Annotated in this window: 16 protein-coding genes and 1 riboswitch; of the genes, 8 read left to right on the top strand and 8 right to left on the bottom strand. The window is 74.3% G+C overall.

The genetic code is table 11. The features are described 5' to 3' along the window. Positions 1-135: 135 nt before the first annotated feature. Both ACFV4P_RS07285 and ACFV4P_RS07280 read left to right on the top strand, forming a co-directional pair. Entirely contained in the window at positions 136-1,050 is a 915-nt protein-coding gene (locus ACFV4P_RS07285; protein ID WP_380468240.1) for an NADP-dependent oxidoreductase, read from the top strand. Next, a complete protein-coding gene (locus tag ACFV4P_RS07280) occupies positions 1,047-1,811 on the top strand; it encodes a VOC family protein (protein ID WP_380468238.1) in 765 nt (254 codons plus the stop codon). The genes ACFV4P_RS07285 and ACFV4P_RS07280 overlap by 4 nt, the downstream gene beginning before the upstream one ends. A 73-nt stretch (positions 1,812-1,884) precedes the next feature. Here ACFV4P_RS07280 and lnt read toward each other — a convergent pair whose 3' ends face one another. Continuing rightward, complete coding sequence (gene lnt / locus ACFV4P_RS07275) at positions 1,885-3,441, bottom strand: apolipoprotein N-acyltransferase (RefSeq protein ID WP_380468236.1); 1,557 nt, start codon at positions 3,439-3,441, stop codon at positions 1,885-1,887. 88 nt (positions 3,442-3,529) lie between these two features. Beyond that, the gene (gene cobN, locus ACFV4P_RS07270; RefSeq protein ID WP_380468234.1) at positions 3,530-7,141 is read right to left on the bottom strand and encodes a cobaltochelatase subunit CobN; all 3,612 of its coding nucleotides are present in this window, start codon (positions 7,139-7,141) and stop codon (positions 3,530-3,532) included. A gap of 169 nt (positions 7,142-7,310) precedes the next feature. Continuing rightward, positions 7,311-7,449: riboswitch (cobalamin riboswitch) on the bottom strand. A gap of 194 nt (positions 7,450-7,643) precedes the next feature. Here cobN and ACFV4P_RS07265 point away from each other — a divergent pair. The 3 genes from ACFV4P_RS07265 to ACFV4P_RS07255 are packed head-to-tail and all read left to right on the top strand — an operon-like array spanning position 7,644 to position 11,256. Next, positions 7,644-9,074: a hypothetical protein gene (locus tag ACFV4P_RS07265; protein WP_380468232.1), complete on the top strand. Its 1,431-nt coding sequence runs from the start codon at positions 7,644-7,646 to the stop codon at positions 9,072-9,074. Further along, positions 9,074-9,700, top strand: coding sequence for a precorrin-8X methylmutase (locus tag ACFV4P_RS07260; protein WP_380468230.1), 627 nt, complete (start codon positions 9,074-9,076; stop codon positions 9,698-9,700). The genes ACFV4P_RS07265 and ACFV4P_RS07260 overlap by 1 nt, the downstream gene beginning before the upstream one ends. After that, on the top strand, positions 9,697-11,256 hold the full coding sequence (locus ACFV4P_RS07255; RefSeq protein WP_380468228.1) for a precorrin-2 C(20)-methyltransferase: 1,560 nt from the start codon (positions 9,697-9,699) through the stop codon (positions 11,254-11,256). The genes ACFV4P_RS07260 and ACFV4P_RS07255 overlap by 4 nt, the downstream gene beginning before the upstream one ends. Here the strand turns inward: ACFV4P_RS07255 and ACFV4P_RS07250 are convergent. The 4 genes from ACFV4P_RS07250 to ACFV4P_RS07235 form a co-directional block, all read right to left on the bottom strand. Then, on the bottom strand, positions 11,241-11,993 hold the full coding sequence (locus ACFV4P_RS07250; protein WP_380468226.1) for a cobalt-precorrin-6A reductase: 753 nt from the start codon (positions 11,991-11,993) through the stop codon (positions 11,241-11,243). The two genes, ACFV4P_RS07255 and ACFV4P_RS07250, sit on opposite strands and share 16 nt — an antisense overlap. Before the next feature lie 179 nt (positions 11,994-12,172). After that, positions 12,173-12,583, bottom strand: coding sequence for a RidA family protein (locus ACFV4P_RS07245; RefSeq protein WP_073808776.1), 411 nt, complete (start codon positions 12,581-12,583; stop codon positions 12,173-12,175). Between the two features lie 32 nt (positions 12,584-12,615). After that, complete coding sequence (locus ACFV4P_RS07240) at positions 12,616-13,374, bottom strand: IclR family transcriptional regulator (RefSeq protein WP_380468224.1); 759 nt, start codon at positions 13,372-13,374, stop codon at positions 12,616-12,618. Beyond that, the gene (locus ACFV4P_RS07235; RefSeq protein WP_380468222.1) at positions 13,371-14,483 is read right to left on the bottom strand and encodes a sugar kinase; all 1,113 of its coding nucleotides are present in this window, start codon (positions 14,481-14,483) and stop codon (positions 13,371-13,373) included. The genes ACFV4P_RS07240 and ACFV4P_RS07235 overlap by 4 nt, the downstream gene beginning before the upstream one ends. Positions 14,484-14,734: 251 nt before the next feature. Between ACFV4P_RS07235 and ACFV4P_RS07230 the strand changes: the two genes are divergently transcribed. From ACFV4P_RS07230 to ACFV4P_RS07220, 3 genes are all read left to right on the top strand, one after another. Further along, complete coding sequence (locus ACFV4P_RS07230) at positions 14,735-16,201, top strand: amino acid deaminase (RefSeq protein ID WP_380468220.1); 1,467 nt, start codon at positions 14,735-14,737, stop codon at positions 16,199-16,201. Continuing rightward, positions 16,201-17,814, top strand: coding sequence for an amidohydrolase family protein (locus tag ACFV4P_RS07225; RefSeq protein ID WP_380468218.1), 1,614 nt, complete (start codon positions 16,201-16,203; stop codon positions 17,812-17,814). The genes ACFV4P_RS07230 and ACFV4P_RS07225 overlap by 1 nt, the downstream gene beginning before the upstream one ends. A 68-nt stretch (positions 17,815-17,882) precedes the next feature. Beyond that, entirely contained in the window at positions 17,883-18,512 is a 630-nt protein-coding gene (locus ACFV4P_RS07220; RefSeq protein WP_380468216.1) for a bifunctional 4-hydroxy-2-oxoglutarate aldolase/2-dehydro-3-deoxy-phosphogluconate aldolase, read from the top strand. Positions 18,513-18,711: 199 nt separating this feature from the next. On the opposite strand, the gene cobM is transcribed toward ACFV4P_RS07220, so the two are convergent. Together cobM and cbiE are read right to left on the bottom strand one after the other, a co-directional pair. After that, on the bottom strand, positions 18,712-19,452 hold the full coding sequence (cobM, locus tag ACFV4P_RS07215) for a precorrin-4 C(11)-methyltransferase (protein WP_073808768.1): 741 nt from the start codon (positions 19,450-19,452) through the stop codon (positions 18,712-18,714). Further along, positions 19,449-20,726 carry a precorrin-6y C5,15-methyltransferase (decarboxylating) subunit CbiE gene (gene cbiE / locus ACFV4P_RS07210; protein WP_380468214.1) on the bottom strand — a complete coding sequence of 426 codons (1,278 nt, stop codon included), beginning with the start codon at positions 20,724-20,726 and terminating at the stop codon, positions 19,449-19,451. Before cbiE ends, cobM begins: the two co-directional genes overlap by 4 nt. Positions 20,727-20,749 lie beyond the last annotated feature (23 nt).

Raw genomic sequence — 20,749 nt, 5'->3', positions numbered from 1 at the left:
CACGGACCGTAGCGGTCGTAGGGCCTCGTGCTTCCGTTCGGCCCACCCGTCCCCGGCTACCCGCCGGTACCCCGGCAAGCTGGGGGAGGCCACCGGGTCGCTACCGGCGAGGACGACGGGAAGAGGCGGGAAGAGATGGTGAAGGCATTCGGGTTCGTCGCCTACGGCGGACCGGAGCAGCAGCAGTTCCTGGACCGGCCGCTGCCCGAGCCCGGCCCGGGCGGGCTGCGGATCGAGGTCAGGGCGGCCGGCGTCAACCCCGCCGACTGGAAGAAGCGCGAGGGCTGGTTCGGGACGGTCGCCGAGCCGCCGCTGGTGATGGGCAGCGAGGCCGCCGGCGTGGTGACCGCCGTGGGGGAGGACGCGGACGGGTTCGCCGTCGGCGACGAGGTGTTCGGCATCGCACCCGCCGGGGCGTTCGCCGAACAGACGCTGCTCGCCGCGCGCGCCACCGCCCGCAAGCCCGCCACCATCGGCTTCGACCAGGCCGCCGCGCTGCCGGTCGCCGCCGCCACCGCCTACGACGCCCTCCAGCAGCTCCAACTCCAAAGCGGCGAAAGCCTGTTGATCGTCGGCATCGCCGGCGGCGTCGGCAGCGCCGCCACCCAGATGGCCCGCGCCCGCGGCATCACCGTCCTCGGCACCGCCGGCGCGTCCAGCGCCGACCACGTCCGCGCCCTCGGCGCCACCCCCGTCCGCTACGGCGACGGCGTCGCCGACCGGCTGCGCGAGGCCGCCCCCGACGGCGTCGACGCGATCCTCGACCTGGTCGGCGGCGGCGCCGTCCGCGACGTCGCCGGGGCGCTGCGCCGGCCCGGACGGCTGGTGTCCACCGCCGACCGGGCCACCGTCGAGGAACTCGGCGGCGCGTACGTGAAACGCGACGGCACCGCCGCCGTGCTCACCGCCCTCGCCGACCTGGTCGCCAATGGGACGCTCGACGCGCACATCAGCGCCCGCTACCCGCTGGAACACGCCGCCGAGGCGATCGCCGAGGTCGAGTCCGGACACGCCCGCGGCAAGCTGATCCTGGAGATGAACCGCCCGTGAAGACCACCGGATTCGGGCCCGGCGCGCCCTGCTGGACCGAACTGTCCACCAAGGACCCGCTGGCGGCCAAGACCTTCTACCACGAACTGTTCGGCTGGCGCACCGAGGCCGTCCCCGACGAGAAGGCCATGGGCTACACCCGGCTGTACGTCGGCGAGGAACTCGTCGCCGGACTCGTCGGGCTGATGCAGCCCGACCAGCCCACCGCGTGGAACATCAGCTTCCACGCGCCCGACCTGGACGCCACCGCCGCCGCCATCGCCGACGCCGGCGGCACCCTGATCGTCCCCCCGATGGACGCCCTCGGCTGGGGCCGCTTCACCGTCGCCCGCGACCCCGGCGGCGCGGTGTTCTCCGCCTGGCAGCCCGGCACCCTGCGCGGCTGCGACCTGATCAACGAGCCCGGCGCGCTCGGCTGGGTGGAACTCGCCACCCGCGACCCGAAGGCCGCCGCCGCGTTCTACACCCGGGTGTTCGGCTGGAGCGTCGCCACCGGCGAGATGTACACCCAATTCGGCCTGGACGGAAGAGACTTCGGCGGCATGATGGACATGGCCGACCAGTTCCCCGCCGAAGTGCCGCCCTACTGGATGCCGTACTTCGCGGTCGCCGACGTCGACCTGAGCTCCGAACGCGCCGCGCTGCTCGGCGCCACCGTCACCCTGCCGCCCACCGACGTCCCCGACGGCCCGCGCCTCGCCGTGCTGCGCGACCCGCAGGGCGCGGTGTTCGGCATCCACGTCGCCTACCCCGAGAACTGAACGCCGGGGCGCGGGAGTTCGGCCCCGCGGTCGTCGGCACGGGAGTTCGGCCCTGCGGTCGTCGGCAGGGAGTTCAGACCCGCGCCGACGGCAGGTCGGAGGGCGGTGCGGCCGGGGCGCCGGGCCGGCGACGCCCGCGCAGCCGGGGCGCCAGCGCCGTCGCCCCGGCCGCCGCCGTCACCGCCAGCGCCGACAGCGGCACCCAGTCGCCCCACCGCACGTACCACGTCCGGGCCGCCGGGTCGGCCGGGGCGAGCCGGACCGTCAGCGCACCCGCCTCGCCCGTGGTCAGCCGCGCCAGCCGACGGCCCCGCGCGTCGTACGCCACCGACTCGCCCGTCAACGCCGCCTGCACCACCGGCCGGCCGGTCTCCGCCGCGCGGATCGCCCCCAGCGAGGCGTGCTGCGCCGGCGCCCACGTCGACTGGAAGGTCGAGGTCGCCGACTGGTAGACGATCAGGCCCGCGCCCTGCCGGGCCGCGGTCCGCGACATGTCCGGGAACGCCGACTCGAAGCAGATCAGCGTGCCCACCGGCAGCGGACGGCCGTCCCGGCCGACCACCGGCAGCAGGTGCACGGACCGGCCCGGCGCCCGGTTCTCGCCCGCCGCCGCGCTCACCCCCGCGACCCAGCCCAGCAGCGAACGCAGCGGAATGTACTCGCCGAACGGCACCAGCCGGATCTTGCGGTAGCGCGCCACGATGCCCGACGGGTCGACCAGCACCGCGTCCTTGGAGATCCGGCCGTCCGCCTTCCGGGCGTCCTCGCCGACCAGCAGCTGCGCGCCCGTCGACCGCGACAGCGCCGCCAGCCGGTCCAGCGTCGCGGTGTCGCGGTCCAGGTCGGCGGTGGTCGAACTCTCGCCCCACACCACCAGGTCCACCGGATCGCCCGCCAACGAGCGGGTGATCCGGACGTTCGCCTCCAGCCGGGCCCGCTCGTCCGGCGTCTGGCCGGCCTGCACCAGCGCCACCGACGCCGAGCCGTGCGACGCCGGCGCGGCCTGCGCGGCGAACGCCAACGGGCCCGCCAGCACCGCCGCGAGCGCCGTCGCACTCGCCAGCAGCCGCAGCCGCAGTTCGCGTGCCAGCACCACGATCGTCAATGCCGTGTTGACCGCGACGAGGGCCCCGCTCACCAGCCACACCCCGCCGACCGAGGCCAGGCCGAGCACCGCCGGATGCTCCCACTGGGACGCGCCCAGCAGCGCCCACGGCCCGCCCAGCGCATGCCAGGACCGGGCGAACTCGGCGCTCACCCACACCGCCGGGACGACCACCAGCGCCGCCGCCGACCGGCGGAGCGTCAACTCGCCGCGCAGCAGCCACCACGCGGCCAGCCCCACCGGCGCCTGCAACACCCCGAACACCGCCGCCAGCAGCGGCAGCGCCGGGCCGATCGACGGGATCAGCCAGTACATGCCGGTCAGGATGAATCCCGCGCCGAACCACCAGCCGCGCACCGCCGCCTCGCGCGCCGTGCCCGCCGCCCGCATCAGCAACAGGCCCGGCACCAGCGCCGCCCAGGCCAGCACGGCCAGGCCGGCGCCCGGGAACGTCAGGACGGGCAACGCGCCCGCGGCCAGCGCGCCGTAGCGCGCCGGGCGGGTCAGGGCGGTTCGCAGGCTCATGCGGAGATTGTCCGCCCGGGCGGGCCGGAAGACACCCCTTGGCGATCATCGCGCCGTCAAGTGTCGTCCGGCGTTCACCTCCCGGCGGTCACTCGCCTTCCAGGTCGCCCTCGGTCTCCAGGAACACCTGCCGCAGCTCCGCGAGCAGCCGCGGGTCCGGCTCCGCCCACAGCCCGCGCTCGGCGGCCTCCAGCAGGCGCTCCGAAATGCCGTGCAGCGCCCACGGGTTGGCCTCGGCGAAGAACTCCCGGTTGACCGGGTCGAGGACGTACTCCTCGGTGAGCTTCTCGTACATCCAGTCCGCGACCACGCCGGTGGTGGCGTCGTAGCCGAACAGGTAGTCCACCGTCGCGGCCATCTCGAACGCGCCCTTGTAGCCGTGCCGGCGCATCGCCTCCAGCCAGCGCGGGTTCACCACCCGGGCCCGGAACACCCGGGCCGCCTCCTCGGTGAGAGTCCGGGTGCGGACCGTCTCCGGGCGGGTCGAGTCGCCGATGTACGCCGCCGGGCTGCTGCCCGTCAGCGCGCGCACGGTGGCCACCATGCCGCCGTGGTACTGGAAGTAGTCGTCCGAGTCGGCGATGTCGTGCTCGCGCGTGTCGGTGTTCTTCGCCGCCACCGTGATCCGCCGGTAAGCGGTTTCCATCTCCTCCCGGGCGGGCCGTCCGTCCAGGTCGCGGCCGTACGCGTAGCCGCCCCACACCGTGTACACCTCGGCCAGGTCGGCGTCCGTGCGCCAGTCCCGGCTGTCGATCAGCTGCAACAGACCCGCGCCGTACGTCCCCGGACGGGAGCCGAACACCCGGACGGTGGCCCGGCGTTCGTCGCCGTGCTCGGCCAGGTCGGCCTGCACGTGCGCCCGGACGAAGTTCTGCTCGGCGGGCTCCTCCTGGCGGGCCGCCAGCCGGACCGCGTCGTCCAGCAGCGCCACCACGTGCGGGAACGCGTCCCGGAAGAAACCGGAGATGCGCAGCGTCACGTCGATCCGGGGACGGCCCAGCTCGTCGAGCGGGATCGCCTCCAGACCCGTCACCCGGCGCGAGGCGTCGTCCCAGACCGGGCGCACACCCAGCAGGGCGAGGGCCTCGGCGATGTCGTCGCCGGCGGTGCGCATCGCCGAAGTGCCCCACAGCGACAGGCCCACCGACGGCGGGAACTGCCCGTCGTTGTCGGCCCGGTAGCGCTCGATCAGGGACGCGGAAAGCGCTTGCCCGGTCTCCCAGGCGAGCCGCGACGGCACCGCCTTCGGGTCCACCGAGTAGAAGTTGCGGCCCGTCGGCAGCACGTTGACCAGCCCGCGCAGCGGCGAACCCGACGGGCCCGCCGGGACGAACCCGCCCTGCAGGGCGTGCAGCACCGCGTCCAACTCGTCCGTGGTGGACGCAAGTCGGGGCACCACCTGGGCGGCCGCGAAGGACAGCACCTCCGCCACGGCGGCCGGCAGACCGGCGGCGACCTTCTCGACGGCGGCCGGGTTCCAGCCCTCCGCCTCCATCGCCTCCACCAGCGCCCGCGCCTGCGCCTCGGCGGCGTCCGTCGCACCCAGCGTCAGCGCCGCCTCGTCCAGGCCGAGTGCCTCCCGCAGACCCGGCAGCGCACTGACACCGCCCCAGATCTGCCGCGCCCGCAGGATGGCCAGCACGATGTTCACCCGGTCCGTGCCCGCCGGGGCCTGGCCGAGCACGTGCAGGCCGTCGCGGATCTGCGCGTCCTTCACCTCGCACAGCCAGCCGTCGACGTGCAGCAGGAAGTCGTCGAAGCCGTCGTCCTCCGGCCGCTCGGCCAGGCCCAGGTCGTGGTCCAGCTTGGCGGCCTGGATCAGCGTCCAGATCTGCGCACGGATCGCCGGCAGCTTCGCCGGGTCCATCGCCGCGATGTTCGAGTGCTCGTCCAGCAGCTGCTCCAGGCGGGCGATGTCGCCGTAGGAGTCGGCGCGCGCCATCGGCGGCACCAGGTGGTCGACCAGCGTGGCGTGCGCCCGGCGCTTGGCCTGGGTGCCCTCGCCCGGGTCGTTCACCAGGAACGGGTAGACCAGCGGCAGATCGCCCAGCGCCGCGTCCGGGCCGCACTCCGCCGACAGCGCCGCCGTCTTGCCCGGCAGCCACTCCAGGTTGCCGTGCTTGCCCAGGTGCACCACCGCGTGCGCGCCGAAACCGCCGTCCTCCCGCGCCGCCGCGATCCAGCGGTACGCCGCCAGATAGTGGTGGCTCGGCGGCAGGTCCGGGTCGTGGTAGATCGCCACCGGGTTCTCGCCGAACCCGCGCGGCGGCTGGATCAGCACCAGCAGATTGCCCGAGCGCAGCCCCGCCAGGACGATGTCGCCGTCCGGGTTCTGCGAACGGTCCACGTACAACTCGCCCGGCGCCGGGCCCCAGTGCTCCTCGACCCGCTCGCGCAGCCCGGCCGGCAGCGTCGCGTACCAGCGCCGGTAGTCGGCCGCCGGGATCCGCACCGGGTTGCGGGCCAGCTGGTCCTCCGTCAGCCACGCCTGGTCGTAGCCGCCGGCCTCGATCAGCGCATGGATCAGCGCATCGCCCTCGTGACCGCGGTCGGTGTCCGTGTCCAGGCCCGGCAGGGCGTCGCCCAGGTCCATGCCCTCCGCGCGCAGCCGCTCCAACAGCCGGACCGCCGACGCCGGAGTGTCCAGACCGACCGCGTTGCCGACCCGCGCATGCTTCGTCGGGTACGCCGACAGCACCAGGGCGAGGCGGCGCTCGGACGCCGGCGTGTGCCGCAGCCGGGCGTGCCGCACCGCGATGCCCGCCACCCGCGCCGCACGTTCCGCATCCGCCGCGTACACCGTCAGCCCGTCCTCGTCGACCTCCTTGAACGAGAACGGAACGGTGATCAGCCGGCCGTCGAACTCCGGCACCGCGACCTGCGTCGCCGTGTCCAGCGGCGACAGCCCGTCGTCGCTGCCCTCCCACTGCGCCCGCGACCAGGTCAGGCAGAGCGCCTGCAGGATCGGCCGGTCCAACGCCGCCAACGCCCCCGCGTCCCACGCCTCCTCGTCACCGCCGGCCTGCGCGTCGGCCGGCCGGGTGCCGCCCGCCGCCAGCACCGTCGTCACGATCACGTCGGCCGCGCCCAACTCCGCGAGCAGCTCCGGCTCCGCGCCGCGCAACGACGCGCAGAAATACGCGCGGACCTGCGCGCCCTGCTCCTCGACCGCCCGGCAGAGCGTCTCCACGAACGCCGTGTTGCCGCTCATGTGGTGCGCCCGGTAGTACAGCACCGCCACCCGCGGACCCTCCTGCGGCGCGGTCGCGACCCGCTCCAGCGGACCCCAGGACGGGGCCGAGGCCGGCGGCGCGAAACCGTGACCGGTCAACAGCACCGTGTCCGACAGGAACGCGCCCAGCTCCGCCAGGTTCTCCGGACCGCCGTGCGCCAGGTACGCGTGCGCCTCCGCCGCGATGCCCGCCGGCACCGTCGACAACTCCATCAGCTGCGCGTCCGGCGCCTGCTCACCCGTCAGCACCACCACCGGACGCGGCCCCGCGAGCAGCACGTCCAGCCCCTCCTGCCAGGCCCGCCGACCACCCAGCAGCCGCACCACCACCAGCTCGACGCCGTCCAGCAGTTCGGGCAGCTCGGCCGGGTCCAGACGCGCCGGATTGCCCCACCGGAACCGCACCGGACCGCTCGACGCCCGGGCACTCAACAGGTCCGTGTCGGACGTGGACAGCAGCAGGATCATGCGAAAGCCCTCCCGGGCGTCTCGAACAGCGCGGACAACCCGGTCGTGGAAGCACAGATGCGGTCGAGGACGCGGAACGGCCCGGCGGGAACGAACCCCACGGACACCCGCCGGAACGCGGGCATGCGACAGCGCATGGCACAGGCCTTCCTCGGGGTCCTCGCCCCGGGCAGTGGAGGACGGCCGGAGTTCCTGGCTCCCACGACTCACTGAGCCGCGGTCACAGTGGCGGGACCGCACCGGATTCGCACCGGACTTCCTCCGCTGTGCCGTCACTGGCAGCGGACACCCCGAAAGGTGACCGGGACGCCCCGAGAGGCACCCGCCAGCATCGTACGGGTAGATCGCGCATCCCGGGAGTGTGACCTGCGACGCGCCCCCGATCCGGGGCGGTGCCCGCCCCCGAACACCCCGCTGAGCTGGGCAGACGCCGGGCACTCGAACCCCGGGAGCGGGAGCCGGCGCACTGGCGCGACGCGCGGCCATGGGTATGCTCGCCGCCATGCCACCCACACCCGACGCCCTCGCGGCACCCTCCGTCGGGCCCGACCGAGGCCGCGCCGACGCCTGCCCCGGCGCGCTCCGCCTGCACCCCGCCGAGGACGGACACCTCGCCCGACTCCGCCTCCCCGGCGGCTACTTGACGTACCGTCAGATTCTCGCGATCGCCGACGCGGCGGACGCGCTCGGCGACGGCGAGATCGAGATCACCTCCCGCGGCAACGCCCAGCTGCGCGGCCTGACCGCACAGTGCGCCGCCGACCTCGCCGAACGACTGCGCGCCGTCGGCCTGTTGCCCTCCGACACCCATGAACGCGTCCGCAACATCGTCGCCTCGCCGCTCGCCGGCCTCGACGGACGCGGTGCCGCCTCGGTGGAACTCCCCCGTTGGGTACGGGAGTTGGACGCCGCCCTGTGCGCCGCGCCGTGGGCCGCCCGGCTCTCCGGGAAGTTCCTGTTCGCCCTCGACGACGGCCGCGGCGACATCGCCGCCCTCGACGCCGATGTGACCTTGATCGCAGTCGGCGACGGTCGCGCCCTGCTGCGCCTCGGCCGCGCCCGCCGCGCCACCCTCGTCGACGACCCCGTGCCCGCCGCGCTCAACGCCGCCCGCCGCTTCCTGGAGCTGGCCGCCGGCCGGGCCTGGCACCTGCGCGAGGTGCAGGGCGAACTGCCGGAGGGGGAGACGCCGCTGCCCCGGTTCACCGGGGAGCGGCCCCTGCTGGGCGCGGTCGGCGACGCTGTGTCGGTCGGCGGTGCGGTGTCGGTCGGGGGTGGTGTGGCGGTCGACGGTGCCGTGCCGGTCGGGGGTGCCGTACCGGTCGGGGGTGGTGTGTCGGTCGGGCTGCGGTTCGGGCGGGCCAACAGCGCGCAGTGGCGACTGCTTGCGGACGCGCTCGGGCCGGGCGACGGCGGCGACAGCGTGCGGCTCACCCCGTGGCGCGGCGTCGTGGTGCCCAGTGCCGGGGCCGAATGGCTGCCGCGCCTCGCCGACGCGGGCTTCCGGGTCGAGTCCGGCGGCCCCTGGGAGGGCGTCACCGCCTGCACCGGCCTGCCCGGCTGCGGGAAAGCGCTTGCCGACGTCCGCGCACAGGCCGCCCGTGCGATCGCGGCCGTCCCCGTCGAAGGCCTGCCCGTGCACTGGTCCGGCTGCGAACGCCGCTGCGGACACCCCGCCGGACGCTGGGTCGACGTGCTGGCCACCGGCACCGGACACCGCGTCACCGTGGAAGGCCGGACCCGCGAGACCGGCCCGGCGACCCCGAACGACTCCACCGAGAACGGCCGCACCGGCGGCACCGGCCGTACTGGCCGTACTGGCCGCACTGAGTGCGACCGCACCGAGAACGACCGCACCGAGCACGACCCGACCGAGTACGAGACCGCCGAAGCAGTCGCCGAGGCGCGCAATGCCGAATGGCGGAGGACCTGATGATCGACTACGAGAAGGACGGCGCGGCCATCTACCGCCAGTCCTTCGCCACCATCCGCGCCGAGGCCGACCTCGCCGCGCTGCCCGCCGACGTCGCGCAGGTCGCCGTCCGGATGATCCACGCCTGCGGCATGACCGACCTGGTCGAGGACCTGCTCTGGTCGCCCGATGTGGTCGCCGACGCCCGCCGCGCCCTGCGCGCGGGCGCGCCGATCCTCTGCGACGTCAACATGGTCGCCAGCGGCGTCACCCGCAAGCGGCTGCCCGCCGACAACGAGGTGATCTGCACCCTCACCGACCCGTCGGTGCCCGAACTCGCCCGCGCCATGGGCACCACCCGCAGCGCCGCCGCCATGGAACTCTGGCTGCCCCGCCTGGAAGGCGCGGTGGTCGCCGTCGGCAACGCCCCCACCTCGCTGTTCCGCCTGCTGGAGCTGATCGAGGCCGGCGCGCCCCGGCCCGCCGCCGTGATCGGCGTTCCCGTCGGCTTCATCGGCGCCGCCGAGTCCAAGCAGGCCCTGGCCGAACACCCCGCCGCCCTGGAGCACTTGGTGGTCCGGGGCCGCCGGGGCGGCAGCGCGATAGCCGCTGCCGCGATCAACGCGATTGCGAGCGAACAGGAATGACGGAACGTCAGAACAACGCTGCGGTCGGCCGGCTGTACGGCGTCGGCGTCGGACCGGGCGACCCTTCGCTGATCACGGTGCGCGCCGCCGAACTCATCGGTCAGGCCGACGTCATCGCCTACCACAGTGCCCGGCACGGCCGCTCGCACGCCCGGGCCATCGCCGAACGGTACCTGACGGGCCGTCAGATCGAAGAGCGCCTGATGTACCCCGTCACCGTGGAGTCCACCGACCACCCCGGCGGCTACCGCGGCGCGCTCGACGACTTCTACCAGGAAGCGTCCGAGCGGCTCGCCGCGCACCTCGACGCCGGGCGCACCGTCGTCGTCCTCGCCGAGGGCGACCCGCTGTTCTACGGCTCCTACCAGCACATGCACAAGCGCCTCGCCCACCGCTACCCCACCGAGGTGGTGCCCGGCGTCACCTCGATCAGCGCCGCCGCCGCCCGCCTGGGCACCCCGCTGGTGGAGGCCGAGGAAGTGCTGACGATCATCCCCGGCACCCTGCCCGAGGAAGAGCTGACGGCCCGCCTCGCCGCCACCGACTCCGCCGTCGTCATGAAGCTCGGCCGCACCTTCCCCACCGTGCGCCGCGCCCTGGAACGCTCCGGGCGGCTGGCCGAGGCCCGCTACGTCGAACGCGCCACCATGGACGGCGAACGCACCGGCCGGCTCGCCGAGATCGACGCCGACAGCGTGCCGTACTTCTCGGTCGCCGTGGTGCCCAGCCGGGTCGCCGCCCTCGACTCCGAAGGGCAGCCGTTCGAGGCGCTGGCCGCCCCCGAACTCACCGACGGCGAACCGCCGTTGGGCGAGGTGGTGGTGGTCGGCACCGGACCGGCCGGGCCGCTGTGGCTGACGCCCGAGGCCCGCGGCGCGCTCGCCAATGCGACCGACCTGGTCGGCTACACCACCTACCTGGACCGGGTGCCGGTCCGCGCCGGGCAGGTCCGGCACGGCTCCGACAACAAGGTCGAAGGCGTACGCGCGGAATTCGCCCTGGAGTTGGCACGTCGCGGCCGCCGCGTCGCGGTCGTCTCCTCGGGCGACCCCGGCGTCTTCGCGATGGCCACCGCCGTGCTGGAAGCCGCCTGCGAGGACCCGTACCGGGACGTCGCCGTGCGCGTGCTGCCCGGCATGACCGCCGCGCACGCCGCCGCGTCCCGGGCCGGCGCGCCGCTCGGCCACGACTACGCGGTGATCTCGCTCTCCGACCGGCTCAAGCCGTGGGAGGTGATCGCCCGCCGGCTGCGCGCCGCCGCCGAGGCCGACCTGGTCCTCGCGCTGTACAACCCCGGCTCCAAGTCCCGCACCACGCAGGTCGGTTCGGCCCGGGACCTGCTGCTGGAGTACCGCGACCCGGCGACCCCCGTGGTGCTGGCCCGGGACGTCGGCGGCCCCACCGAACGCGTCCGCACCGTCGCCCTCGCCGACCTCGACCCCGCCGACGTCGACATGCGCACCCTGCTGCTGATCGGCTCCACCCAGACCCAGTGGGTGCAGCGCGGCGAAGAACGCGACGTGGTGTGGACGCCGCGCCGCTACCCGGAGGCCTGACTCCTCAGCTCCTGAAGCCAGTTGACCGCCCCGGCGACGTCCGGGGCGGTCCGCACGCCCTGCGGGGCGGCCGGGCGCCGGACGACCACCACCGGCAGCCCGAGCTCGCGGGCGGCGGTCAGCTTCGGGGCGGTGGCGGCGCTGCCGCTGTCCTTGGTGACCAGCACGTCGATCCGGTGCGCCCGCAGCAGCTCGCGCTCCCCGTCGAGCGCGAACGGCCCACGCTCCAAGAGGACTTCGACCGACGCGGGCATCGGCGCCACCGGCGGCTCGACCGAACGCGCCAGGAACCAGAGCGCGTCCAGATGCGCGAACGCGGCGATGCCCTGACGTCCGGTGGTCAGGAACACCCGCGCACCGAGCCCGGGCAGCGCGTCCGCCGCCGCGGCCAGACTCGGCACCGGATGCCACCGGTCGCCGTCCTCGGGCAGCCAACTCGGCCGCCGCAGCGCCAACAGCGGAACACCCGTCTCGGCGGCGGCCACCGCCGCATTGCGGCTCATCGTCTCCGCGAACGGATGCGTCGCGTCGATCAGCGCGTCCACCCGGTGCCCGCGCAACCACCCCGCGAGCCCCGCCGCCCCGCCGAACCCGCCGACCCGCACCTCCCCGGCCGGCAACCGCGGCTGCGCCACCCGGCCCGCCAGCGAACTCGTCACCCGCAACGCCGGATCGGCCGCCAGCACCTCCGCCAACCGGCGGCCCTCACTGGTACCGCCGAGGATCAGGACGTGCATGGGCGGACTCCCGGAGGCCGACGCGGTTCGGACACACCAGCCTAACCGGCCCGCCGGGGACACCGGGGACGCCGGAGGGGCCCCGGCGGCATCCGTCGAGGCCCCTCCGCGCGGTGACGTCGCGGCGTCGTCATGGCGTCATGGCGTCATGGCGGCGTGGTGGTGGCGTCGTGGCGGTGTCAGTCGGTGACGACGGCCTGGGCGTCGATCTCCACCAGCATGGGCTCCTGGGGGAGTTCGACGAAGATGGTGGTGCGGCAGGGCTTCACCCCGCCCGGCTTGACGTTCTCGTCGATGAACTCGGCGTAGACCTCGTTCATCAGCGGGAAGTCGGCGCGCTTGGTGAGGTAGACGCGGAACATCACGACGTCCTCGATGGTCGCGCCGCCGGCCTCCACGATGGCCTTGACGTTCTCCAGGGTGCGGCGGGTCTGGGCCTTCACGTCGCCGTGGTACAGGTACTCGCCGGTGGCCGGGTCCTGCGGGCCCTGACCGGAGACCTGCAGGATCGGGCCCTTGCGGACGCCCTGCGAGAACATCCAGGCCGGAGCGGGCGCGCCGTCGGTGCGGATCTCGATCTTGTCGCTCATGTGCGGTGCTCCAGAGGAGAATTGACGATGGGTCAGGAAAAACTGCCGCGGGCGGGGAGGCCCGCGTCGGCGGAGATCGCCCGGGTGCAGGCGAGCAGCTGGGGGAGCAGGTCGAGCACCTGCTCGTAGGGCAGGACGACGTCCGGCACCGAGATGGAGGCGGCGGCGACCACCCGGCCGGAGACGTCCCGGATCGGCGCGGCCACACAGTTGATGAACGCCTCGTGCTCGGCGTGGTCCTGCGCCCAGCCCTGCGCGGCGACCTGCTCCAGTTCGGCGAGCAGCGCGTGCGGACTGGTGATGGTGTTCGGCGTGTGGACGGTGAACTCTATGGTGGCCACCACCCGGCGGCGCTCCGCGGGCGGCAGGTCGGCCAGCAGGACCTTCGCCACGGCCGTGTTGTGCAGCGCCGCCCGCAGCCCGATCCGCGAGTACATCCGCACCGGATGCCGGGAGTCGTACTTGTCGATGTAGACCACCTCGCCGCCCTCGTACGCGGCCAGATGCACGGTCTGGCCGGTCGCCGCGTTCAGCTCCGCCAGGTGCGGGGCCGCGGTGCGCCGGATGCCGCGCTGCTCCAGTGCGAGGCTGGACAGCGCGAACAGGCCCGCGCCCAGGTGGTAGCGGTACTGGGCGTCGCGGTGGACGAACCGCTCCTCCTCCAGGGTCTGCAACAGCCGCAGCACGGTGGTCTTGTGCACGCCGATCAGGTCGGCCAGCTGGTCCAGGGAGCGTTCGCCCTCGCCGAGTTCGGCGAGCAGGCGCAGGGCGCGGGTGACGGTCTGGCTCATGGGTGTCCCGATGTTCCGAGGGTTTCGAGGGCTTCGGGGAGGTTACGCGGCCCGACGACCGCCGAGTCGAGCGCGGGGGAGGTGATGCCGGACGCGCGGACCCGGGTCGCCGCCCAGGCCCGCTCGTCGGCGGCGAGCAGCGCGGCCACCGTACGGGCGTCCGGCAGCGTGCCGTGGTCGGCGGGCGCGGTCAGCGCACTGGCCGCCGACAGGTGGCCGAGCCGCAGCCGGGAACGCTGGTCGAGTCCGCGCAGAGTGCCGGCCAGGTAGCCGGCCGCGAAGGCGTCGCCCGCGCCGGTCGGCTCGACCACCTCCACGGCGAGCGCGGCCTCGGTGACCGCACCGCCGTCCCGGTCGAGCGCGGTGACGAGGTGTCCGGCGTCCTTGACGACCAGCACGGAGGGAGAGGGAAAGCGCTTTCTCAGTGCGGTCGGATCGCCGGTGCCGAACGCGTCCTCGGCCTCGTCCGCGCCGAGCAGCAGCACGTCGGCGGCGTCCAGCAGGGCCGGCAGCACCGACGGGTCGCGCCGGCGCCACAGCGCCGGACGCCAGTTGAGGTCGAAGGAGACCAGCCGGCCCGGCCGACGGCGGGCCAGCAGCGCGCGCACCAGGGCCAGGCAGTCGTCCGACAGGGCGGGCGTGATGCCCGTCAGGTGCAGCAGCGGGGCCCGGTCGAGCAGCGCGGCCGCCGCCGGGTCGTCCAGCAGGGCGGGGGAGAGCGCGGAGGCCGCCGAACCGGTGCGGTAGTAGTGCAGGCGGGAGCGGCCCGCGCCGAGGTCGTGCGGAAGGCCGGAGCCGCCGGTCTCCTTCAGGTAGACGCCGGTCGGCCGGTGCGGGTCCACCGCGACCGCGGAGACGTCCACGCCCGCCGCCGCCAGGTCGCCGGTCAGCCGGCGCCCGAAGCCGTCCGCGCCGACCCGGCTGATCCACGCGGTCGGCACCCCCAGCGCCGCGAGCGCCGAAGCGACATTGGACTCCGCGCCGCCCACCGAGGGCCGGAACGCGCCGACGGCCTCGAACGGTCCCGGCCGGTCGGGCAGCAGCACCGCCATCGACTCGCCCAGGCACACCGCCCGGGCGGTCGCCGCCCCGCCGTCCTGATCCGCCATCAATCCCGCTCCCTCACCCTCGGGCCCGCGCCCCCCGCTCCCGCCACGACGGCCCGCGCGGCCGGTGCTCGGCGGTGAGTCCGGGCGCTGCGTACCAGGTGGGAGGGTGGACGGGCCGCGTCGCGGTCCGTTGACCGCCATCCGGCGTGAATGCTAGAACCGTAACACCAACATGCGCAATAGAGGTTGCGCATGTTGCAACATCCCAGCTCGTCGGGCGAGCCGGGACCGGAACGGAGGCAGGGACAGCCATGGGTGACACGGCAGCACACCAGCACCAGCACACCGGACACCGCTCCGCCGGGGAGCCCGCCTCCTCCGCCGGGCCCGCCTCCTCCACCGGGGAGCCCGCCTCCTCCGCCGGGCCCGTTCCTGCCGGGCCCGCCTCCGCCGCGGAAACCGTTCCCTCCGCGGAACCCGTCTTCTTCGCCGACCCCGCCCACGGGCCCGGCATCGACACCGCCGCCGTCGCCGCCCTCGCCGACGAAGTGCTCGACTGGCGCTTCAAGGCCGCCCCCGCCGACGCCTCGGGCCGCACCGTCCGCGACTGGCTCGCCACCGGCCCCACCCTCGACGGCCTCGGCACCCCGCTGCTCACCCTCGACGCCGCCGCCCTCGACCACAACCTGCACACCATGGCCGCCTGGTGCCGCGAGACCGGCGTGCTGCTCGCCCCGCACGGCAAGACCACCATGGCCCCCGCCCTCTGGCAGGCCCAACTCGCCGCCGGCGCCCACGCCATCACCCTCGCCAACCTGCCCCAGCTGCGCGTCGCCCGCGCCTTCGGCGTCCAGCGCCTGCTGCTCGCCAACACCCTGCTCGACCCCGCCGGCCTCGCCTGGCTCGCCGCCGAACTCGACCACGACCCCGACTTCGCCTTCGTCTCCTGGGTCGACTCCGCCGACAGCGTCCGGCAGATGGACGCCGCCCTGCGCGCCGCCGGCGCCCGCCGACCCGTCGAGGTCCTGGTCGAACTCGGCGGCCCCGGCGGCCGCACCGGCGCCCGCGGCATCCCCGCCGCCCTCGACGTCGCCGCCGCCGTGCACGCCGCCCCCACCCTCCGCCTGGCCGGCGTCGGCGGCTACGAAGGCGCCCTCGCCCACGACGCCTCCGACACCGCACTCGCCGCCGTCCGCGACTACCTGCGCGACCTCGCCGAACTGCACCGCCGCCTCGCCCCCGACTACCCCACCGCCACCCCCGTCGTCACCGCCGGCGGCAGCGCCTACTTCGACACCGTCGCCGAAGAACTCACCCCCCTCGCAAGCGAGTTCCCCGGCACCACGGTCATCGTCCGGGCCGGCGCCTACCTCGCCCACGACGACGGCTTCTACCGCGGCATCTCCCCCCTCGCCCGCACCACCGGCGCCACCCCCCTGCACTCCGCCATGCACGGCTGGGCCCGCGTGGTCTCCCACCCCGAACCCCAACTCGCCCTGCTGGACGCCGGAAAGCGCGACCTGCCGTTCGACGAAGGCCTCCCCGAACCCCAACTCGTCCGCGGCACGGGCGCATTGAAGGACGCCGAAGTCACCGCACTGAACGACCAGCACACCTTCCTGCGCGGCGCTGGCGAACACGCCCCGATCGGCGCCGTCGTCCGACTCGGCCTCTCCCACCCCTGCACCGCCTTCGACAAGTGGAACCTCATCCCCGTCCTCGACCACGCCGACGCCCAACACCCGCGCGTGGTCGACCTGGTGAGGACGTACTTCTGATGCCCGACCTGCTGCTGCGCGCCGCCACCGTCATCGACGGCACCGGCGCCGACCGCTACCGCGCCGACGTCACCATCGACGCCGACGGCCGCATCGACGAGATCGGCCACGGCCTCACCGCCCGCCGCACCATCGACGCCGACGGCCTCGTCCTCGCCCCCGGCTTCATCGACCTGCACGCCCACTCCGACCTCAACCTGCTCGTCGAACCCGACCACCCCTCCCGCATCACCCAGGGCGTCACCCTCGACGTCCTCGGCCAGGACGGCCTGTCCTACGCCCCCGTCGACGACATCGCCCTCGTCGCACTGCGCCGCCAACTCGCAGGCTGGAACGGCGACCCCGACGACTTCGACTGGAACTGGCGCACCGTCGCCCAGTACCTCGACCGCCTCGACGGCGGCATCGGCGCCCACGCCTGCTACCTCGCCCCGCACGGCACCATCCGGACCCTCGCCATGGGGTGGGACAACCGACCGCCGACCGAGGACGAACTCGACCGGATGCGGGCCCTGTTGGACCAGGCGCTCGCCGACGGCGCGGTCGGCATGTCCACCGGCCTCACCTACACCCCCGGCATGTACGCCGACACCGCCGAACTCGTCGAACTCTGCCGCCTCGTCGCCGCCCGCGGCGGCTACCACGCACCCCACCAACGCTCCTACGGGGCAGGCGCGTTGGAAGGCTACGCGGAGATGGTGGAGATCTCCCGGCGATCCGGCTGCCCGCTGCACCTCACCCACGCCACCATGAACTTCGGAGTCAACGAAGGCCGCGCCGGCGAATTCCTCGCCCTGGTCGACAGCGCCCTCGCCGACGGCATCGACGTCACCCTCGACAGCTACCCCTACCTGCCCGGCTCCACCACCCTGGCCGCCCTGCTGCCCAGTTGGGCCACCGAAGGCGGACCCGAAGCCACCCTCGGCCGGCTCGCCGACCCCGCCGCGCGGGACCGCATCCGCACCGACGTCGAAGAACACGGCAGCGACGGCTGCCACGGCGTCGTCACCGACTGGGGCACCATCCAGATCTCCGGCGTCCGCAACACCGCCCTCACCGCCGTCGTCGGCCGGAAGATCTCCGAACTCGCGGCCGAACAGGGCCGCACCGGCACCGAAGTGTTCTTCGGCCTGCTGCTCGCCGACCAGTTGGGCACCACCATCCTCCAGCACGTCGGCCACGAGGGGAACGTCCGCGCCATCATGCGGCACCCCGCGCACACCGTCGGCAGCGACGGCCTGCTCGTCGGCGCCCGACCCCACCCCCGCGCCTGGGGAACCTTCCCGCGCTACCTCGCCCACTACAGCCGGGACTTGGGCGTCCTCACCCTCGAACAGGCCATCGCCCGGATGACCGGCCGACCCGCCCGCCGGCTGCGCCTCGACCGACGCGGACTGATCCGCCCCGGCCACCACGCCGACCTGGTCCTCTTCGACCCGGAGACCGTCCGCGACACCGCCACCTTCGACCACCCCCGCCGCCCCGCCGAAGGCATCGCCCACGTCCTGCTCGGCGGCATCGCCGCCCTCACCGACGGCAAACCCACCGGCGACCTGGCCGGCCGCGCCCTGCGACGCGACGCCGACGGGCTGGTGCGGGCCGCCGGGGAATGAGCGCGCCTTTGCGCAATCGGTGCCCCGAGTGGGTGCCACAGGTTTGTGAAACACCAGGAGTTGGAGACATGGGAACCGAAGTGACCGATCTGCGTGCCGCGTTGGCCGCACAGCCCGTGATAGCCGTGGTACGCGCACCGGAGATCCCCGACTCGGTCGCCCTCTGTGAAGCACTCGCCGCAGGCGGCATCGAGTGGACCGAGCTCACCTTCACCACACCGGACGTGACCCGCCACGTCGCCGCCGCCGCGAAGGCCGGCTGCCGGATCGGCGTCGGCACCGTCCTCACCGCCGAACAGGCCCGCGAAGGCATCGACGCCGGCGCCCAGTTCCTCGTCACCCCCGGCCTGCGGCCCGCCGTCGCCGCCACTGCCCGCGCCGCCGAGATCCCCGTCGTCATGGGCGCCCTGACCCCCAGCGAGGTCGCCGAAGCCCTCGACCTCGGCGCCGCCGCCGTCAAGATCTTCCCCGCCAAGACCTTCGGCCCCGGCTACTTCAAGGACCTCCGCGGCCCCTACCCCGACGTCCCCCTGGTCGCCTCCGGCGGCGTCAACGCCACCAACGCCAAGGCCTTCCTCGACAACGGCGCCCTCGCCGTCTGCGCCGGCACCGACGTCGTCCCCCCGCAGACCGTCGCCGCCGGCGACTGGGCCGAAATCACCCGCCGGGCCAAGGCCTTCGTCGCCTCACTGGGCTGAGCGCCGGGCTGAGTGCTGGGCCGCCCGCCGGGAGCGGGAAAGCGCTTACCCCTTGCCCGGGCCTGCTTGGCGGGGTGGAGCGGGTAAGCGGTTTCCCGTTGCCTGGGCCTGCTGGCGGGGTGGAGCGGGTAAGCGGTTTCCCGTTGCGCGGGCCTGCTGGCGGGGCGGAACGGGAAAGCGCTTACCCGCTGCGGCCGGCCTACCGGCTGCGGGTGGTGGAGTACAGGTGGCTGTCGCGGAACTCCGTCGCCGCCAGGGTGCGGCCGACGATGATGACCGCGGTGCGGAGCACGCCCGCGGCCTTCACCTGGACGGCGATGTCGCCGAGGGTGCCGCGCAGGACCAGCTCGTCGGGGCGGCTGGCCATCGCCACCACCGCGGCCGGGCAGTCCGGGCCGTAGTGGGGGAGGAGTTCCTCGACGATGCTGTCCACGTAACGGGCCGCCAGGTGCAGAACGAGGAGGGCGCCACTCTTGCCGAGGACGGACAGATCCTCGCCGGGCGGCATCGGCGTCGCCTGCCGGGCCACCCGGGTCAGGATCACCGTCTGCCCGACCGTCGGGACCGTCAACTCCCGCTTCAGCGCCGCCGCGGCCGCCGCGAACGCCGGAACGCCCGGCACCACCTCGTACGGGATGTCCGCCGCGTCCAGGCGACGCATCTGCTCCGCCATCGCCGAGAACACCGACGGATCGCCCGAGTGCAGCCGCGCCACGTCCTGGCCCTCGCCGTGCGCCCGGACGATCTCCGCCATGATCTGGTCGAGGTCGAGGTTCGCGGTGTCCACCAGACGCGCCCCCGGCGGGCAGTCCGCCAGCAACTCCTGCGGCACCAGACTCCCCGCGTACAGGCACACCCCGCAGCTCGCCAGCGTGCGCTGACCGCGCACCGTGATCAGATCGGCCGCACCCGGACCGGCACCGATGAAAAAGACCGTCACTTCGCTGCTCCTCCGACTTCCTCGACCGCACCGGCTGTCCCGGCACCGTCGCCCTTGCCGCCGTCCTTGACGACGCTCCACTGCGTCACCGGCATCGCCTGCCGCCACCCCGTGAACCCGCCCACCGGCACCGCGTGCGCGACGCTCAGCTTCACCAACTCGCCGCCGCAGCGCCGGTACCACTGCGTCAGCAGTGCCTCCGACTCCAGCGTCACCGTGTTCGCCACCAGCCGCCCACCCGGCCGCAGCGCGGCCCAGCAGGCCTCCAGCACGCCCGGCACGGTCAGCCCGCCGCCGACGAACACCGCGTCGGGGACGTCCAGTTCGGCCAGCGCCGCCGGCGCCGCTCCGTGCACCACCCGCAGCCGCGGCACCCCCAGGGCGGCCGCGTTGCGGATGATCCGCTCCACCCGCACCGGGTCGCGCTCCACACTGACCGCCCGGCAACTGCGGTGCGCCCGCAGCCACTCGATGCCGATCGAGCCGGAGCCGCCGCCGATGTCCCAGAGCAGCTCGCCCGGGGCCGGACCGAGCGCCGCGAGCGTCGCCGCGCGAATGTGACGCTTCGTCAACTGTCCGTCGGATTCGAAGAGTTCGTCACGCAGGCCGGAAGTCAGCTGCTGGCGTGGCGCGTTCGGGTCGGCGGCCGCGCAGTCGATCGCCAGCACGTTCAGCGGATCGCTCGGCGGCAGCGACCAGCCGTCCGCCACGCCTTCGTGCAATGCCTCGGCGGAGCCGCCGAGTTGCTCCAGCACCCGGATCCGGCTCGGGCCGAAGCCGCGTTCCGTCAGCAGCTTCGCCACCAGCGCCGGAGTCGAGGCGTTCGCGCTCAGCACCAGGATGCGGCGGCCCGGGTAGAGCGCCGCGTGCAGGGTCTCCGGGGCGCGGCCGACCAGCGTCACCACCTCGGTCTCCTCCACCGCCCAGCCCAGCCGGGCGCACGCCAGCGACACCGAGGACGGATGCGGCAGCACCCGCAGCGTGGACGCCGGTATGCCGCACTCGACCAGCGTCCGCCCGATCCCGTAGAACATCGGATCGCCGCTCGCCAGCACCACCAGCCGCCGTCCCGCGAACCGGTCCGGCAACCCCGGCACCGCCGGGCGCAACGGCGACGGCCACGACACCCGTTCCGCCGTCACCTCGTCCGGCAGCAGCGCCAACTGCCGGGCCCCGCCCAGCACCGCGTCCGCCGCGCACAGCGCCTCCCGGGCGGCCGGGGACAGCCCCGGCCAGCCGTCCGCACCGATCCCCACCACGGTGATCGCAGACACGCGCAAACTCCTCACAGCTCGGG

Source organism: Kitasatospora sp. NPDC059795 (assembly GCF_042732175.1).
GTDB lineage: Bacteria > Actinomycetota > Actinomycetes > Streptomycetales > Streptomycetaceae > Kitasatospora.
Note: the sequence above shows the minus strand (reverse complement) of the source record. Positions and strands in the feature narration are given on the sequence as shown.

Coding starts and splice junctions, on each gene's coding strand:
- ACFV4P_RS07255 (WP_380468228.1), top strand. CDS start 9,697: ATGACGGAACGTCAGAACAACGCTGCGGTCGGCCGGCTGTACGGCGTC.
- lnt (WP_380468236.1), bottom strand. CDS start 3,441: ATGAGCCTGCGAACCGCCCTGACCCGCCCGGCGCGCTACGGCGCGCTG.
- ACFV4P_RS07250 (WP_380468226.1), bottom strand. CDS start 11,993: ATGCACGTCCTGATCCTCGGCGGTACCAGTGAGGGCCGCCGGTTGGCG.
- ACFV4P_RS07285 (WP_380468240.1), top strand. CDS start 136: ATGGTGAAGGCATTCGGGTTCGTCGCCTACGGCGGACCGGAGCAGCAG.
- ACFV4P_RS07240 (WP_380468224.1), bottom strand. CDS start 13,374: ATGAGCCAGACCGTCACCCGCGCCCTGCGCCTGCTCGCCGAACTCGGC.
- ACFV4P_RS07235 (WP_380468222.1), bottom strand. CDS start 14,483: ATGGCGGATCAGGACGGCGGGGCGGCGACCGCCCGGGCGGTGTGCCTG.
- ACFV4P_RS07260 (WP_380468230.1), top strand. CDS start 9,074: ATGATCGACTACGAGAAGGACGGCGCGGCCATCTACCGCCAGTCCTTC.
- ACFV4P_RS07230 (WP_380468220.1), top strand. CDS start 14,735: ATGGGTGACACGGCAGCACACCAGCACCAGCACACCGGACACCGCTCC.
- ACFV4P_RS07265 (WP_380468232.1), top strand. CDS start 7,644: ATGCCACCCACACCCGACGCCCTCGCGGCACCCTCCGTCGGGCCCGAC.
- ACFV4P_RS07225 (WP_380468218.1), top strand. CDS start 16,201: ATGCCCGACCTGCTGCTGCGCGCCGCCACCGTCATCGACGGCACCGGC.
- cobN (WP_380468234.1), bottom strand. CDS start 7,141: ATGATCCTGCTGCTGTCCACGTCCGACACGGACCTGTTGAGTGCCCGG.
- ACFV4P_RS07245 (WP_073808776.1), bottom strand. CDS start 12,583: ATGAGCGACAAGATCGAGATCCGCACCGACGGCGCGCCCGCTCCGGCC.
- ACFV4P_RS07220 (WP_380468216.1), top strand. CDS start 17,883: ATGGGAACCGAAGTGACCGATCTGCGTGCCGCGTTGGCCGCACAGCCC.